Consider the following 17,731-nt stretch of genomic DNA (forward strand, 5'->3'; position numbering starts at 1 on the left):
CCAGCCATATCAGCAAAAGAAGCACAACCAGAAATGGTCATCACTGATGCTGCACAAAGGCTTAAAGCCAGCTTCTTCATACTTATTTTCTCCAAATCAGTATCTTATTGGTTTAATCTTTCATTAGAATTATAAAAAATGTTTGAAGCGCATAACATTCTGAATTTCTCTATAATCATTGTAATTATGTAATCAAACTGAAAATGATATTTGAGATAAATCAAAAAATTAAAGCCAGTGTGAGGCACTGGCTTTGTTAAGAGTCACTAGAAGCGTGTAACGATTATTCTTCGTCGTCAAACTCTTCTTCAGTAAATGCATTTTCTTCTAATGAAGTATCAAAAATTAAAATTGCTTTACCATCAGTTTGAATCATGCCTTGATCTTCAAGCGTCTTAAGAACACGTCCAACCATTTCACGTGAACAACCGACAATACGACCAATCTCTTGGCGAGTAATACGGATTTGACGACCATTTGGTAAGATCATTGCTTCTGGTTGCGAAGATAAATCAATTAAACAACGTGCAATACGACCAGATACATCAATAAATGCAAGGTCAGTTACTTTACGTGTTGTATTTTTTAAGCGGCGAACTAATTGAGCAAATACCGCGTAGCTCAAATCAGGATATTGTTTGCTTAATTCGTGGAAGTTGTCATATGAAATCTCAGCGATTTCACAAACATCACGAGTTCTTACTTCCGCAGTACGTTGTGGGTTCTTCTCAAAAAGACCCATTTCGCCAAAGAAATCCCCAGGGTTTAAATATGCAACGACAATCTCACGTTCATCATCTTCACGTAAAATAATTGACACCGAACCTTTTAATATTAAATACAGTGATTTTGATTCCGTTCCAGCGTCAACAATCGTGGTGCGTTTAGGGTATCTGTTAATATGAGCACGTTTTAGCAAGGCTTTAACAGATTCAGGTAATTGACCTGGTGATAAAGCATCAGTGCTAAGCTGTGAAAAATTTGAAGTCATGCTTAAAATTTCCGAATTTGGATAAAACCGATCGCACAGGCCTTGTTAGAGCCTTTTCTACACAGAAGAGATGAAATTCCTTATCAACTCATTTTATGTTAGTGTACAAGAACATAGTAAATTTATAACGTTTTTTGGGTAGTTGCAATGCAAACAAGTGTACATTGGTTAGAGAATGTTGCTTTTGAAGCGAAATCAGAAAGTGGTCACACTGTGCTGATGGATGGTTCCGCTGAATATGGTGGTGAAAACCGTGGTCCACGTCCTATGGAGTTGATTTTAATGGGACTTGGTGGGTGTGCTTCGTTTGATATTGTGACCATTTTAAAGAAATCTCGTCAAGATGTGACCAATGTCGTATGTCAGCTAAAAGCTGAACGTGCTGACGCGATTCCAGCAGTTTTTACCAAAATCCATTTGCACTTTATTGTGACTGGAAAAGCTGTCAAAGAAAAGCAAGTTGAGAAGGCAGTTGAACTTTCTGCTGAAAAATATTGTTCGGCAAGTAAAATGTTATCTGATGGTGGTGTCGAAATCACGCATGATTTTGAAATTGTTGAAACTGCCGAAGCTTAAGATTGTTTAGATTTTCTAAAAGGTGATCTATATCGATCACCTTTTTTATTTTAAAAATAATTGTGGATCAACTCGTGCATTATTTAAACTCATACCCCAATGCAAATGTGCGCCTGTCACTCGTCCAGTTTTTCCTACAAGACCGATAAGTTGACCTTGACGAATTGCTTGACCTTTTTCAACATCAATTTTACTTAAGTGGCAATACATGCTGATTAAGCGCTGACCATGATCAATCATGATGGTATTACCATTGAAAAAGTAGTTTCCAGTCTGAACGACAATACCATCAGCAGGTGCAATTACTTTTTGTCCTACAGGTGCAGGAATATCTAATCCAGAATGTGGAGCACGTTCTTCTCCATTAAAAAAAACGCTTCCGACCAAAAGCATTACTGAATTTACCTTTAGTTGGACTGATAAAATTGGGAAATTGAGTCCAAGTACTGTTTGTAAAAGAGTCGTAAATATCATTTTGTTCTTTAGCTTCGCGAGCATAGCGGTTAAGTTGCGCTTGGGTTGGATTTACATAATCCTGATTTTTTACGTTTAAACGTTGCTCAGCATATGAGAATGCATTGATCTCAATTTGAATTGGGGCGATATTCGTTTCTAAGCTCAATATTCCAACAGGAGCAGATAAAGGAATACCGAAAACAGCATATCGTTTAGAATTTTCACGGGAAATTAAAACAGGTTTATGGTTATAAAACACCTGCGTTATTTGATCTGATAATGGTATTACCGCAATTCCTCCCGCTCGACGCGAGTCTTTAGGTAATTCAGCTACTGAGACTGATGAAAGTGTAATAAGAACAGAAGAAATAACAAACTTATTAAAATACATTGCTTTTAATGACATGAAATTATTTATGTCAAAGTAGGTCAGATTGAAATTATAAGCAATAGTCCATTTGTGATATTTCAACACATTAAAAATTTATAAAATTACACTTGAAATAGGGAGTTTATAGTCCCATATTATTACTGAGTTTTATCAATGATGATTAATATAAATTTTTGAAATATATATTAATTTTATTTGAAATTTAAAAATTAGTTCCCATCTTAATTACAAGTTGAAAATTTGTTGTGAGGAATAACAAGAATGCGTTTTGAAAAATTTACAAACCGTTTACAGCAAGCTCTTTCAGATGCTCAATCGTTAGCAATAGGTAAGGATCATACAGCGATAGCAGGAATTCATATTCTGACAACCTTGTTAGAAGAGCCTGCTAATTTAAGCTTATTACAACAGGCTGGCGCTCGCTTACCTGATTTAAAGCAGAAATTAGAGCAAGCTTTAAAAAATGCTCCAACATTAGCAAACCCAACAGGTGATATTAATCTTAATCCTGAAGCGGTAAAGGCATTGAATCTTGCGGATCGCTATGCACAGAAAGTTGGTGATGAGTTTTTATCAACAGATTGGGTATTGTTGGGTTTAGCTGAGACAGGCGAAACCAAAACTATTTTGAATGGTGTTGGTGTTACAGCAGAGAATTTACGTAAAGTCATTGAAAATATTAGAGGAAATGACAAAGTTATGAGTAATAATCACGAAGATCAACGTGACTCATTAAATAAATATACGATTGATTTAACTGAGCGTGCATTGGCAGGTAAGTTAGACCCTGTGATTGGGCGTGATGATGAAATTCGCCGTACCATTCAAGTGTTGTCGCGCCGTACCAAGAATAACCCAGTGTTAATTGGTGAGCCTGGTGTGGGTAAAACCGCAATTGTTGAGGGGTTGGCACAACGGATCATCAATGGTGAAGTACCTGAAAGCTTGAAGAATAAGCGTGTACTCTCTTTGGATTTGGGCTCATTACTTGCGGGTGCAAAATATCGAGGTGAGTTTGAGGAGCGCTTAAAAGCCGTTCTAAAAGACCTTGCGAAGCATGAGGGTGAAATCATTCTCTTCATCGATGAGTTGCATACACTTGTTGGTGCTGGTAAGGGTGATGGTGCGATGGATGCAGGTAATATGTTAAAACCTGCTTTGGCTCGCGGTGAGTTGCGTTGTGTAGGTGCAACGACTTTAGATGAATATCGTCAATACATTGAAAAAGATGCTGCACTTGAGCGCCGCTTCCAAAAAGTCTTGGTAGATGAACCGAGTGTGGAAGATACGATCGCAATTTTACGTGGTCTTAAAGAGAAATATGCAACACATCACGGTGTACAAATTCTAGACTCAGCGATTATTGCTGCTGCGAAAATGTCTCATCGATATATTACCGATCGTCAGTTACCAGATAAGGCGATTGACTTGATTGATGAAGCTGCATCGCGCATCAAAATGGAGATTGACTCTAAACCTGAAGCTTTAGATAAATTGGATCGCCGCTTAATTCAGTTAAAAATGCAACTAGAAGCGGTGAAAAAAGATGAAGATGCGGGTAGTAAAGCTGAAGTTAATCATTTAGAGCAACAGATTGCTGAAAAGCAAAAAGAGTACAATGATCTAGAGGAAATTTGGAAAGCTGAAAAAACACTGGTTGAAGGTGATAAAAAGGCTCAAGTTGAACTTGATCAAGCACGTGTTGCTTTAGAAAAAGCAAAGCGTGAAGGTGATTTAGCTGAGGCTGCACGTTTGCAATACGGTGTGATTCCAGAGTTACAAAAACGTTTGGAACAAGCTGAAGTCGCAGAAGAAAATGAGGAACCAAAGCTCATTCGTACTAAAGTGACTGAAAATGAAATTGCTGAAGTGGTAAGTGCAGCAACAGGAATCCCTGTTTCAAAAATGCTTCAAGGCGAGCGTGAGAAACTTCTTAATATGGAAGAGTTTTTACATAATCGTGTAGTTGGACAAGATGAAGCAGTCGTCGCCGTATCGAATGCAGTTCGTCGTTCACGTGCAGGTTTGTCAGATCCAAATCGTCCAAGTGGGTCATTTTTATTCCTTGGTCCAACTGGGGTTGGTAAAACTGAGTTGACTAAAGCCTTAGCAAACTTCTTGTTTGATAGTGATGATGCGATGATTCGTATCGATATGTCTGAATTTATGGAGAAGCACTCAGTTAGCCGATTAGTCGGTGCACCTCCAGGTTATGTTGGTTATGAAGAGGGCGGTGTTTTAACTGAAGCTGTACGTCGTAAACCTTATAGCGTTGTACTGTTTGATGAGGTGGAAAAAGCACATCCAGATGTATTCAATATCTTATTACAAGTGTTGGATGATGGTCGTTTAACGGATTCGCAAGGTCGTGTGGTTGACTTTAAAAATACGGTTATCGTAATGACATCTAACCTTGGTTCACAAGATGTTCGTGAATTAGGAGAAGGTGCAACTGATGATGAGGTAAGAACTGTTGTGATGAGTGCTGTAAGTCAGCATTTCCGTCCAGAGTTTATCAACCGTATTGATGAGCTAGTGATCTTCCACTCACTACAAAAAGCTCAGATACGTGGTATCGCAGATATTCAATTAGATCGTTTACGTTCTCGTTTGAGTGATCGTGATATGGGCTTGACTGTTGATGATACTGCATTTGATCTGTTAATTGATGCTGGTTTTGACCCGATCTACGGAGCTCGACCTTTGAAACGTGCGATACAACAGCAAGTTGAAAATAGTCTAGCTCAAAAAATATTATCAGGTGAGTTCCAACCAGGAGATAATATTTTGATTAAAGCTGAGGGCGGACAACTAGTATTTGATAAAATCAAACTCAGTTAAATTTTAAAATCTTCAAGTAAAAAAGATGGTGACATAAGTCACCATCTTTTTTTGTATTAAGCAATTTATCAGATTTTTCAATGAATATTACCAATGACATTGCGACATTATGAAAAACTTGATACTTTCTGAGCAAATAAGAAAAAAATTCAGGATGAATTGCAATGGAAAAAAAGCAGCACTATTACACCAATATCGGTGTAATTTTGTTCATAACCGCTCTGCCTTTGAAAGGTTGGGCTGTTCAGCCACTATCAGAAAGGATTCTTGCTCAACAAACAGCTATATTAAACAATACCTTACCTTATATTATTCAGAAAGCTGAACAAGATGCTCAGAAGCCTGAGGAAGAGCGGTGGCGTGCTCAGCGAATTTTAAGTGATAATTATTTGCGAGAAATTCGTATTGAAACGCTTTTAGATGGTGTTCTGTCGCCATACGAAGAACAAAAGAAAAATAATGTCGCTGACTTGCGAGAAAAGAAAAAGGCAACGATCAAGCCTCATGCACAAGATCCAGATCGCTTTACGATATATGAGTTTGAATCATCAAATATCAAAGGTGAGATTCGGATTACTGTCAAGTAACCCGATCTCTTGGATGATTTACTTATATTTGTTGATGTTGGATTTTCCAAGCACGATGGATTTTGTGATTTCGTTTGAAATCTAAACCGATGGTTTCAGACGTTATTTCCTCAATCTGATACATCGCTTCAATTTCTTCATCTAACTCAAACCCACGATAGTTGTTTGAGAAATACAAGGTACCATCACTTGTTAGGCGATTCATTGCACGTTTAATTAATGAAACATGATCTCGCTGAACGTCAAAAGTCCCGTAGAATTTCTTTGAGTTTGAGAAAGTAGGTGGATCAATAAAGATTAGATCATATTGTTCATGACCTTCTTTTAACCACTCAAAGCAATCACTTGCAAAGAACATATGTTGTTCATCGGCATGATCAACAGTTAATCCGTTCAATACAAAGTTTTCTTTTGACCAGCTCAAGTAAGTATTAGATAAATCCACACTCGTTGTGCTTGCTGCACCACCCAAAGCGGCATGTAAGCTTGCTGTTGAAGTATAACTATACAAATTAAGGAAGTGTTTTCCACGTGCTTCTTTTGCAATACGTAAACGCATTTGACGATGGTCTAGGAATAGACCTGTATCCAAATAATCAGTCAAGTTTACTAAGATACGTGCTTTACCTTCTTGTACGATAAAGCGTTTTGATGCTGTACTTTGCTTGGTATATTGATTTGTACCCGTCTGTCTAGCACGTGTTTTGATAAAAATCGCATCACGATTTAGACCTGTAACTGCACGAATAGCAGCTAAAGCTAAATTGAAACGTTTTTTAGCTTTTTCAGGATCAATACTTTTTGGTGGGGCATATTCTTGTACGTGTAATCGATCACCATAAAGATCGACAGCAACATTAAAATCAGGCAAATCTGCATCATAAATACGTAAACAGAATACGTTTTCTTTTACAGCCCATTTTTTTAGGTTTTGCATATTTTTTTGCAAACGGTTTGTAAAATCTTCTGCACCTTCAATTTTTTCAAATTGTTGAGGTTGCCATGTCGCTAGAAATGGTTGAGTAACTGTTGCTGGTTTAATTGTCCCGAATCGAGTGTAGATCGGCAATTTACCATTCATCAAACGTAATGTTTGTGGGTCATTAAATGCCAACACATCCGCTTGTTCAATTTGCGCAGCGATAATTGCAGCACGCTGATTTGGAAAATTTTTCTGCAATAAGCTAGATAAACCTAGATAAAGTGAGCGGTTAGATGCTTTATCACCTAAACGTTCACCATAAGGAGGATTCGTTACGATAAATGCTTTTTTACCTTCAGCATGGAAATCATCCCAATCTGCTAAAGTACGTTCTTCAATCTGGATTTGATCCAATAGTTTTTCGAAGCCTGCAGCAATAATATTTTGACGTGTGGCTTTAACAGCTTCCCAATCTGCATCGTAAGCATAAAATTTTGGTAAATCTTGTTCTAACGCTTTTTCATGGCGTTCAGCAGCTTCGGCTTTGAGAGATAACCATAAATCACGATCATGTCCATGCCAACCATTGAATCCAAAACGTCTCACTAATCCTGGTGCACGATCAGTGAGTATCATGAGTGACTCAATGATAAATGTCCCTGAACCACACATTGGATCTAAAATAATATCAGGTCGATAATTTGCTAAATCTGCTTTTAGTAATATCGCAGCTGCAAGGTTTTCTTTGATCGGAGCGTCAGTCATAAAGCGGCGATAGCCACGCTTGTGCAATGAGTCACCCGATAAATCTAAGCAATAAGTATGTTCAGTTTTACCAGCCAAAGCATAAAGGGTAATTTCAGACTGTTTAATATCGATACTTGGACGCTTACCAACAGCTTCCATAAACGAATCGACTACACCGTCTTTCACACGTAAAGTTGCAAATTGAGTGTTTACTTTAATGTCTCGTTCAACATGTAAACGCACTGCGAAGGTGCTTTGCGGTGCAAAAATGAGAGACCAATCAAAGCTGATTGCACCTTCATAGAGTTCTTCTGCGACATCACGGGCATCGTGAGTATGTTCTAATTCGTGAGTGTGGATCGGTAACAACACGCGAGAAGCAAGTCTAGACCACATACAAACACGATATGCATTTTCTAGTGTACCTTTAAATACCAAACGTCCAGCAAAGCGTTGAATGTTTTGAATACCTAAATTTTCAAGTTCTTGTTGTAATAAGGTTTCAAGTCCATCCGCACAGGTCACCCAATAGTTTGTCAGACGTTGTGTAGAATTCATGCACATTTCCAAAAAAGCAGTTCAGCAATCGGCTATTTTAACTGATTTTTAATGAAACTGTCGGTGCAAATTTGTGTGATCGACCGCATTATTGACTATTATTTTTACTATTTTTAATCAATTTTCATAAAAATATTTTTTAAGTTTAAATGTGTTTTTAATTATTGGTACATATTTTGCTTTCTATGTGATGAATCAAGAATATACATTTCTCCCAACGACGTGAGGACTTTATGAAAGAAAGCATGAATAGTGAAATTAAGGTAAATGCTGAAGCTTTTGCTATCGCAACACAAATGTATGTTCGTTTAAGACGTGTATCCAGTCGTGTAATTGATGTGATGTACTTAGTTAACAATAAAGAATATGCAAAACACATTATAGAAATTGCTTTGGAAACAAGTGACCAAGAGTTGGCTCACTATGTTGATCGTTTACGTCCATTAATAGATTTATATCCAGAGCCTACGTTAGCCATAGTTGAAAATAAAAAGCTAGAAGAAACAGAAGAAAGCTATTTTATGGAAGTTACAGAAGAAGAAATTTATAAAGCTCAAGTCGCTCACCATTATATTGGTGCATTGCGATAAGTGATAATAATAAAAAAACAATAAGTGAAAAATAATTACAGCGTTACAAGGGTGTAGAGCTTTTTCTACATCCTTATTTTTTTGATTTTCTTTTCATCAAATTACCATGCAGAGAAAATATTAAATCGTTATTGTAGATCACCACTAAAAAGTTTTGCTGAGTGCTGAAAACTTCAACGACGAAAGAAATATAAAATCTGTATAATGCGTTAACTTAACGTATAAGGAATCTCTTATGCACGTGGCAGCATTGCATACTTTGAGTCAGATACAGCTCAATCAACAAGGAAATCTCAAGCATTTTTTAACGATTGAGGGGCTTTCAAAAGAAAGTCTGACTAAGATTTTAGATACAGCACAAAGCTTTTTAGATGATAATAATAATTTGATTAATCGTCCGCTTCTAGAAGGGCGCACGGTAATGAATCTATTTTTTGAAAACTCTACTCGTACACGTACTACCTTTGAAGCAGCAGCTAAACGTTTATCCGCAAATGTATTAAATATTGATATTGCACGCTCAAGTACATCTAAAGGTGAAACTTTGCGTGACACGCTGTGGAATTTAGAAGCTATGGCTGCGGACGTATTCGTCGTGCGTCATTCCTCTTCAGGTGCAGCGCACTTCATAGCAAAAGATGTATGTCCTAAGGTCGCAATTATTAATGCAGGTGATGGTCGTCATGCGCACCCAACGCAAGCGATGCTAGATATGCTGACCATTCGCCGTGAAACTAAAAAGCCTTTTGAGCAATTAAGCGTTGCAATTATTGGTGACATCAAACATTCACGTGTTGCACGTTCAAATGTCGCTGCTTTGCAGACATTGGGCTGTAAAGACATTCGAGTGATTGCACCGAATACTTTGTTACCTGTGGGTTTTAATGAATACGGTGAACATGTTCGCTTGTTCAATCAAATGGATGCAGGTGTGACTGACTGTGATGTCATCATTGCATTACGTATTCAGAATGAACGTATCGACTCTCCAGCATTATCATCTCAATCTGAGTTTTACAAGATGTATGGTTTAAATAAAGAACGTCTTGCTTTAGCTAAACCAGATTGTATTGTGATGCATCCTGGACCGATGAACCGTGGCGTTGAAATTGATTCGAGTGTCGCTGATGGCGATCAATCAGTGATTTTAAAACAGGTCACGAATGGTATTGCGGTTCGCATGGCAGTATTGGCACTTGCGATGCAAGGTCAGCTCCAAGAACAAGGTTTAATTGAAGTGATTGCTGTATAAGGGTGCTACACATGAGTATTGTAAAAATTGAAAATGTTCGTGTACTCGATCCAATTCAAAAAACAGATCAAGTTAAAACTGTTTATGTAGAGAACGGTAAAATTGTTGATGCAGCATCTCAAGTTGATCAGACGATTGATGGTCAAGGTAAATGGTTAATGCCAACTATGGTTGATCTCTGCGCGCGTTTGCGTGAACCAGGACAACAACAGCACGGCACATTAAAATCTGAGGGGAGAGCTGCGCGAGCAAACGGTATTTTGCATGTAATTACACCTCCTGACTCAAAGCCGATCGTGCAAGATAATGGTGCGTTAATCCATGGTCTAATTGAGAAAGCTCAACTAGATGGTGGTATTTATCTTCAAATTATTGGTGCTCAAACTCAAGGTTTAAATGGCAAGCAACCTTCTAATATGGCTGGTCTAAAAAAAGGTGGCTGTACTGCGGTTTCAAATGCTAATGCCGCCTTTGAAAATGATGATGTTGTGATTCGTACGCTTGAATATGCTGCTGGTCTAGATTTAACAGTAGTATTTTACGCAGAAGAGCCGCAAATCGCGAAAGATGGTTGTGCACACGAAGGCTTTATTGCATCGCGTCAGGGTTTGCCAATGATTCCTGCGATTGCTGAAACTGTGGCGATTGCTAAATATTTACTCATGATCGAAGCAACAGGTGTCAAAGCCCATTTTGGTTTATTGTCATGTGGCGCATCTATTGATTTGATTCGTGCTGCGAAAGCCAAAGGTTTGCCAGTAACTGCGGATGTAGCAATGCATCAACTTCATTTAACTGAACAATTGACGGATGGATTTAATTCTCTAGCACATGTTCGTCCGCCACTGCGCTCTGAACAAGATAAAGCTTTGTTGCGTCAGGGTTTAAAAGAGGGCGTGATTGACGCTATCTGTACCCATCACGAACCATTAAGTAGTTCAGCAAAAATGGCTCCATTTGCTGAAACTCAACCAGGTATTACAGCGTTCGATACCTATGTCGGTTTAGGTGTTCAGCTTATCCAAGAAGGTGTTTTTGATGCTTTAGAATGGGTCGAAAAAGTTACCTTAAATCCTGCTAAAGTTGCCAATATGACTGAACGTTGGAAACAAGAAGCAGGTTGGGTACTGATTGATCCAGAGCTAGAGTGGACTGTTTCAAAAGAAACAATTTTATCTCAAGGTAAAAATACACCGCTATTAGGTCAAACCTTGAAAGGCAAAGTGCTTCAGACATTTATCTAAACTTTATTTCTAAGCAGAATAGGTCAAGTTACTTATTCTGCTTAATTATTTCAATTAGTTAATTCATTATTGTAATCTTTTCTTAAAGAGTTTATTGGTAGATTATTTCGCTTCTAAAAAGGTTCTATAAAAATGAGAATTACATTCATTGGTGCAGGGCGTGTTGCCTATCATTTAGCAAAAGTACTCCATCCTGATCACCAGATTGTACAAGTTTTTAGTCGTGATTTAGAAAAAGCCAATCGTTTAGCATCGTTAGTGGATGCTGTTGCCATCAGTGATTTTGAGCAATTAAGTTCTGATATTGATCTAGTGATCATCGCTATTTCAGATCAAGCAATAGCTCAAGTTATTCAAAAAATTAGCGCTTCTTTGCAGCAAGTATTAATTGTACATACTTCAGGAAGTACAAGTTTAGAAGTTCTTTCAGTAGTTCACGACAAATCAGGTGTATTTTATCCTTTACAAACATTTAGTTATGAACGAGAGATTGACTGGACTACAACGCCTGTGTTTGTCGAGGCTGTAAACAATCATGATTTGGATTTACTCACCTCATTAGCAGGTAGTTTGACTCAGAAGGTTTACCAATACAGCTCTCAACAGCGTCAGACATTGCACATGGCTGCTGTTTTTGCATGTAATTTTAGTAACTACTGTTATGATATTGCTAAACAAATTGTTGATGAACAACAGGTCGATTTTTCTTTACTTCACCCATTGATATTGGAGACTGCACAAAAAGCAACGATCAATGACCCTAAAGAAATACAGACAGGTCCAGCCATGCGTGGTGATGAAAATATTTTAAAAATGCATCATAACTTATTAAAAAAAGATGCAAGAAATGATCTTGTTGATGTTTATCAGCTCTTAAGTGAAGGTATTAAGACCCGTCATTTACATGGTAAATAACCATAAATGTTTGAATTGTATAATCTTTTTTATCTAAACTAAGCTCTGTTGTGTTTGCATTTTTTTATAATTAATAATAAGAGGGGCAGGTTGAATAATGCCTGTATTAGAAAACATAAGTATTGTTTATAAACACATTTAGCTGATATGAGTTGTTTAAATATCAGCTTAGAAATTAGGTAAATGTGTCTTGAACTTAATCAATTCTTTTGTTTAAAACGATGTTTGCATTTTAGACATAAATAATCTTGGAAAATATTCTTGTCGATCACGACACCCGCTTTTTTTCCGAAAATATTACCAACGACGCCACCTGTAATCCCGACACTAATTGCACCCACGAAAGTTCCAATAGTTCCACCAACAATTACACCCAATGGACCTGCTACAGTTCCGATAGCTGCTCCAACTGATGCACCAGTTGCTGCACCACCTACTGTACCAGCAGTTGTGCCAGCAGCAGTCATTAAAACGCCACCTGTAGTTTTAAGTAATTTGTCATGATCACGTACTTCGATTTCTGTAGAACCACATTTGGGGCATTGCAGAGTTTTTTCCATAAAACCAACCTATCTTCATCTTTGGGCTAAATCATTGCACTGAATAGAGTACTCATTGTTTATGAAGCAATAATTTCTTCATTTGAGATCAAAATGATTCATTTTTTATTTTAGCTAAACATGAACAAAAAATATTTATAGATCATGTAAATAGAGGGCTGTAAATTTGAACACATTTGATTTTACAAAGTAAGCATATAGGTTTGATAGGTACAGCTTTTATAAGTTGTTTTAATAATTCACTTTTTGTCTTTTATATTTGAAATTTAAAATTGAGTTGGTTTTTAATAGGTTGAAATAGCATTAAATGTTGATATTTAATGCTATTTTTTAATTTTGATGAATTACTACTTTATTTTTTTGAAAATAAAGTCATTGATCTTATGACCAGATTCAAGCCCACGACGTTCGAATTTGGTCACTGGACGCCATTCAGGGCGAGGGTAGCTATTACCTTTACCTGCTAAATTTTCCATATCAGGACGATTGTCCAAAATATCAAGCATCCATTCTGCGTATGGTTCCCAGTCAGTAGCTGCGTGGAAAGTCCCACCAAGTTCCAACTTCTGTTCAACTAATTGCATACGCTCATGTATCACGAAGCGGCGTTTAAAATGACGCTTCTTCTGCCATGGATCTGGGAAATAAAGTTGTACACAGTTAATACTGTTGTCTGGCATTTCACGTAATACTTGGATTGCATCAGCATCCAATACAAATAAGTTCTTTAAACCTGCCATGCCTGCTTCATAGACACATTGTGCGATACCAGGAACATGCACTTCAATGCCTACAAAGTTTCGCTCAGGGTTTGCTTTAGCCATGAGTACTAAAGAACGTCCCATACCAAAACCGATTTCAACGGTTAATGGACGTTCTGGATGCTCAAAGTGCTGACGTAAATCACCAACAGGGTATTCCAAAATTAAATCACGATAATCTTCTAAAGCAGTACGTTGTGACGTATTGAGCGGAGCTGAACGACGCATAAACGTCACAATTTCACGGTGCTCAGGCAAATTGTCGAGTTCCGTAATTTGCGTTTCTAACTGATCGTTTGACATGATTCTGGAGATATAAATATAGAAATGCCGTATTTTAAGTGTTCAGGTGTTCAAGTCAAACTTTTAAATCGTTTTATTTACTTGAAATTTTTTAGTAGTGATTAAAATTTGTCAAAAAAGCTTCATAGAGTTGTCATAGAAGTTGCATAGCCTAATTGCAATTTAAAACACTTAGTAAAAAACTATGAAAAATTTTAATTACCATTCGCTTACAATTTGTTTAGGTCTGTTAGGAGCTTCTTCTACATTTTCTATTGCACATGCGCAACTCATGTTTAGCCAATATGTTGATGGTAGTAGCAACCGTAAAGGTTTAGAAATCTATAATCCTGATGCGACAACAGTAAATTTAGCAGATTATGAAATCCAACAATTTAATAATGGGGGAACAGTCAAAACAGCAGCATTTCCTTTACAGGGGGCTTTAGCCAGTAAACAGAAATATCTAATCGGGCGTTCAGAATTACAAACACAATTAGGCAACAAAGTGAATCAAGTAGCAGGTCTGTCATTCAATGGAGATGATGCGATTGTATTACTTTATCGCGGTACGCCTGTAGATCGTTTTGGACGGATAGGTGAGCGTCCAACTTCAGGTTGGGGTACTACAGTTTATAGTGTTGCTAATAGTTTTAAACGTGTACAAACTGATAATCCTGTGATCAGTGTTGATCCGACCAGTCCATTTGATTTAGATCAGTATTGGCAAGCTTGGTCAGATCGAAATGATTTTTCAAATTTGTCAGGTTCAACAACAACGCCTCCAGTCAATGAATCAGTCAGCTGTAGCAGTGCGGATACTCCAATTGCGAATTTAGCACAGTCAACCCAAAATCAAAATTATACGATTCGTGGGGTGATCACGGCGGACTATCGCTATAGCAATGGATTTTCAGGTTTCTATATACAAACGCCAGATAGCAAGGCAACACCTAATGTGAGTAATGCTATTTTTGTTTATATTCCTGCGAGCAGTGCTGTCAAAGGTGGACAAATCGGCGATGAGGTGATTTTACGCGGTCGTCTCACTAACTATCAAAACCAACTTCAAATTGATCAATTACAGCAAGACATACAAACCTGTAATCAAAATATGGCATCTCTAATTCAGCCGATTGATCTTAATTTGCCATTCACGAGTCTTATTGACAATACAGGTAATACACCAAAACGCTATCAAGGGATGTTGGTGAAATTACCGCAAACTTTAACTGTCAGCGAGAACTATAATTTTGGGCGTTATGGTGAGTTGTCACTGAGTCTCGGTCGCCTATTTATTCCTACCAATCTATATCCAGCTTTATCGAATGAAGCGAAGGCATTGGCACAACAAAATTTGCTTTCTAAGATCATTTTTGATGATGGTTATAATAATCAAAATCGAGCGCCATGGTTGCCACAAAACTTTAGTGCTTTAAACACTTTACGTTCTGGATATCAATTAAAGAATGCACAAGGTATTTTGGAATATCGCTTTAATGCATGGCGTGTACAACCAATTGCAGGTGTAAACTTGCCTGAAGTCGTTACCACGACTAATCCACGTACGACAATTGCTGTGAAACAAACTAAACATATTCGTGCTGCAGCATTTAACGTGTTGAACTATGACAATGGCAAGAATGGTTTCCCTACAGAACGTGGTGCGAACAGTCAGGCTGAATTTGATAAGCAACATGCTAAAATCATAAACGCATTAAAATCCATTGATGCTGATGTGTATGGTTTGATGGAGCTTGCCAATAATGGTTATGGTAGTGATAGTGCGGTTGCTTATTTAACCAAAGCTTTAGGACCAGATTGGAAATATGTAATTCCTGAAGGTATAAATCAATTAGGCACAGATGTGATTGCTGTGGCGATTATTTATAATAGCAAACGTGTTCAACCAGTGAATAAAGCAGCCGTTCTAGATCTGGGTGAAAAGAATCGTTCAACTATCGCACAATCATTCAAACCAGTGCATGGTGGACAAATTTTCACAGTAATTCCAAATCATCTTAAATCTAAAAGTTGTTCGGGCGTTGACTTGAACTCGCTTGATGCTGATCAAAAAGATGGTCAAGGCTGCTGGAATCCGACTCGTGTTAAAGCCGTTGAACAGCTCACTCAGTGGATTGCAAAGAATCCTACCCAAGTCAAAAATCCAAATATTTTGTTGCTTGGTGATATGAATAGCTATGCCAAAGAAGACCCAATTTTAGCTTTTGAAAAAGCCAACTACAAAGTTCTACTCAATGACAGCAAAATCGGTGAGGGTACGAACGCTTATAGTTACGTCTTTGGGGTTTCCAGTAATAGTGATGGTTATGGTGGAGCAGGTAATCTTGATCATGCGATTGCTGATGCAAATCTCTATAAACGTGTAGTTAAAGCTTTTGCTTGGCATATCAATGCTGATGAGCCGACAGTACTTGATTACAATGAAGAATATAAAACTGATGAGCAAAAAGAGCTTTTCTTTGCTGCAGACCCATATCGTTCATCTGACCATGACCCTGTCATTGTAGACTTAGACTTAAAAACACCTGATGCTCAGCTAGAACCGAATCAGAAAAATATCATTGTCGAGTTCTTAAATTCTCTATTTGAGTGGTTAGGTAAGCTTTTTGGTCGAGCTTAACTACATTCCGTGACATTGCGCAGTTTGTTTTTTCATAAATTAATCAATCGTCACGGAATATAACTTGCAAGCTAGAAAAAAATTCATTAATAGTAGATGGGTAGATGTTTTTAGCATTAGAGCTATTATAAATTTAAATCTATATCTGTTCTCGATGTTCATTCGAAGTTCAAGAGCATAAGTAGTTAGATAACAAGGATTAGAGATGAAGTTGTATTATTCACCAGGCGCATGTTCGTTAGCGGCACACATTATTTTAAATGAAATAAATGTTGATTTTGATTTAGAACGAGTTGATTTAAAAACGCATAAAACTTCTAAAGGTGCAGATTATTACGAGATTAATCCAAAGGGTTATGTCCCAGCACTAGAAATTAATCCAGGTCTAATTTTGACTGAAAATGTTGCGATATTACCATTCTTAGCACAACACGATCCAAAGCAAGATTTGATTCCACCATCAGGGATGGGGCGAGCTAAAGTATTGGAATGGTTGGGTTATTTGAACTCAGAACTTCATGATGCATATGCTGTTTTCTTTGGTGGTAAACTTACAGATGATGAAAAGACCAAAGCATATGCAGAAGTAGATCGTTTACTTAAATATATCGATAATTATTTAGCTGAATCTGAATATGATTATCTAGTTGATGATAATTTTGGTCCAGCGGATGCATATTTATTTGTACTGACAAACTGGTCAAATCATATTGAGCATGATTTAACGCCTTATACCAATATTATCGCGCTTCGTAATAAAGTAGCTGAACGTCAGTCTGTACAAATTGCTATGCGTGATGAAGGTTTGTTTAATTAAAAATCTACAAATAAAAAAGCCTCTATACAGAGGCTTTTTTATTATCAACAAATTATTGTTGAGCTTTTTCTTTAACGTTCGCAGCACCTGATTCTACAGCACCAGCAACATTGGCAGTCGCATCACGTGCAGCAGCTTCAGTTTTAGCAGCAGCTTCAGCAGTTGCATGAGCAGTATGATCAGCAGCAGCGTCGATTTGATCAGCAGCAGTATCAACCGCTGTAGCTACATTGGTTGTTGCAGCATCAGCAGCATCTTTCACATCAGCGCCAGCTTGTTCAGCAGCGTTTTCTAAATGTTCACCCGTTGTTGCACCAGTTTCAGGTGCTTTATCTTTATTACAGCCTACAAGAGCAACAGTAGCAGCTAGACCTAACGCAACAAGTAATTTATTCATTTTCATATTTCCTTTTCGTTGTGGCATCCAACAAGTATGGATATCGAAAATATAAACACAAAGCGAGTGAATAAGAAAGTTACAAATTTGTTGATAACTTGTAAAAACACACACTTACATTGTTAAATGTAAGTGTGGTCACAAAACAAGATATTGACTTAGTTTGTAGAACGAATCATGTAATCAAAGGCAGATAATGC

At 37.5% G+C, this 17,731-nt stretch carries 14 protein-coding genes and 2 pseudogenes; 9 read left to right on the plus strand and 7 right to left on the minus strand.

Translation table 11 applies throughout. From position 1 onward, the window contains the following. Positions 1 to 80 (minus strand): annotated as a pseudogene (locus tag F948_RS16465) (M48 family peptidase); the annotation flags it as partial. Positions 81 to 283: 203 nt separating this feature from the next. Next, positions 284 to 991 carry a cAMP-activated global transcriptional regulator CRP gene (gene crp, locus F948_RS14945; protein WP_004915082.1) on the minus strand — a complete coding sequence of 236 codons (708 nt, stop codon included), beginning with the start codon at positions 989 to 991 and terminating at the stop codon, positions 284 to 286. A gap of 147 nt (positions 992 to 1,138) precedes the next feature. Here crp and F948_RS14950 point away from each other — a divergent pair, with 147 nt between their 5' ends. Then, positions 1,139 to 1,567, plus strand: a complete 429-nt coding sequence (locus tag F948_RS14950) for an OsmC family protein (protein WP_004953612.1) — start codon at positions 1,139 to 1,141, stop codon at positions 1,565 to 1,567. Positions 1,568 to 1,612: 45 nt separating this feature from the next. Here F948_RS14950 and F948_RS14955 read toward each other — a convergent pair. Further along, a pseudogene (locus tag F948_RS14955) lies at positions 1,613 to 2,414 on the minus strand (peptidoglycan DD-metalloendopeptidase family protein). A 261-nt stretch (positions 2,415 to 2,675) separates the two neighbouring features. Between F948_RS14955 and clpB the strand changes: the two are divergent. Continuing rightward, positions 2,676 to 5,255 (plus strand): ATP-dependent chaperone ClpB, encoded by a 2,580-nt coding sequence (clpB, locus tag F948_RS14960; protein ID WP_004966790.1) that lies wholly within the window; start codon positions 2,676 to 2,678, stop codon positions 5,253 to 5,255. Between the two features lie 164 nt (positions 5,256 to 5,419). After that, positions 5,420 to 5,842, plus strand: a complete 423-nt coding sequence (locus F948_RS14965) for a hypothetical protein (protein WP_004915093.1) — start codon at positions 5,420 to 5,422, stop codon at positions 5,840 to 5,842. 22 nt (positions 5,843 to 5,864) lie between these two features. Here the strand turns inward: F948_RS14965 and rlmKL are convergent, their stop codons facing one another. Further along, complete coding sequence (gene rlmKL, locus F948_RS14970; RefSeq protein ID WP_004966792.1) at positions 5,865 to 8,069, minus strand: bifunctional 23S rRNA (guanine(2069)-N(7))-methyltransferase RlmK/23S rRNA (guanine(2445)-N(2))-methyltransferase RlmL; 2,205 nt, start codon at positions 8,067 to 8,069, stop codon at positions 5,865 to 5,867. 233 nt (positions 8,070 to 8,302) lie between these two features. Between rlmKL and F948_RS14975 the strand changes: the two genes are divergently transcribed. From F948_RS14975 to F948_RS14990, 4 genes are all read left to right on the plus strand, one after another. Then, positions 8,303 to 8,659, plus strand: coding sequence for a hypothetical protein (locus tag F948_RS14975; RefSeq protein WP_004915099.1), 357 nt, complete (start codon positions 8,303 to 8,305; stop codon positions 8,657 to 8,659). A 235-nt stretch (positions 8,660 to 8,894) separates the two neighbouring features. Continuing rightward, complete coding sequence (locus tag F948_RS14980) at positions 8,895 to 9,911, plus strand: aspartate carbamoyltransferase catalytic subunit (protein ID WP_004966795.1); 1,017 nt, start codon at positions 8,895 to 8,897, stop codon at positions 9,909 to 9,911. Positions 9,912 to 9,922: 11 nt separating this feature from the next. Next, a complete protein-coding gene (locus tag F948_RS14985) occupies positions 9,923 to 11,155 on the plus strand; it encodes a dihydroorotase (protein ID WP_004966796.1) in 1,233 nt (410 codons plus the stop codon). Positions 11,156 to 11,287: 132 nt separating this feature from the next. After that, a complete protein-coding gene (locus tag F948_RS14990; protein WP_004966797.1) occupies positions 11,288 to 12,070 on the plus strand; it encodes a Rossmann-like and DUF2520 domain-containing protein in 783 nt (260 codons plus the stop codon). A gap of 200 nt (positions 12,071 to 12,270) precedes the next feature. Here the strand turns inward: F948_RS14990 and F948_RS14995 are convergent, their stop codons facing one another. Continuing rightward, positions 12,271 to 12,630, minus strand: a complete 360-nt coding sequence (locus F948_RS14995; RefSeq protein ID WP_004915115.1) for a hypothetical protein — start codon at positions 12,628 to 12,630, stop codon at positions 12,271 to 12,273. 347 nt (positions 12,631 to 12,977) lie between these two features. After that, positions 12,978 to 13,694, minus strand: coding sequence for a tRNA (guanosine(46)-N7)-methyltransferase TrmB (gene trmB / locus F948_RS15000; RefSeq protein WP_004662584.1), 717 nt, complete (start codon positions 13,692 to 13,694; stop codon positions 12,978 to 12,980). Between the two features lie 184 nt (positions 13,695 to 13,878). Between trmB and F948_RS15005 the strand changes: the two genes are divergently transcribed. Both F948_RS15005 and F948_RS15010 read left to right on the plus strand, forming a co-directional pair. Next, complete coding sequence (locus tag F948_RS15005) at positions 13,879 to 16,317, plus strand: ExeM/NucH family extracellular endonuclease (RefSeq protein WP_004966799.1); 2,439 nt, start codon at positions 13,879 to 13,881, stop codon at positions 16,315 to 16,317. A gap of 205 nt (positions 16,318 to 16,522) precedes the next feature. Beyond that, positions 16,523 to 17,134 (plus strand): glutathione binding-like protein, encoded by a 612-nt coding sequence (locus F948_RS15010; RefSeq protein ID WP_004915125.1) that lies wholly within the window; start codon positions 16,523 to 16,525, stop codon positions 17,132 to 17,134. A gap of 52 nt (positions 17,135 to 17,186) precedes the next feature. Here F948_RS15010 and F948_RS15015 read toward each other — a convergent pair whose 3' ends face one another. Continuing rightward, positions 17,187 to 17,531, minus strand: a complete 345-nt coding sequence (locus tag F948_RS15015) for a hypothetical protein (protein WP_004966800.1) — start codon at positions 17,529 to 17,531, stop codon at positions 17,187 to 17,189. Between the last annotated feature and the right edge of the window lie 200 nt (positions 17,532 to 17,731).

The sequence above is a fragment of the Acinetobacter junii CIP 64.5 genome, assembly GCF_000368765.1.
In the GTDB taxonomy this organism is placed as follows: domain Bacteria; phylum Pseudomonadota; class Gammaproteobacteria; order Pseudomonadales; family Moraxellaceae; genus Acinetobacter; species Acinetobacter junii.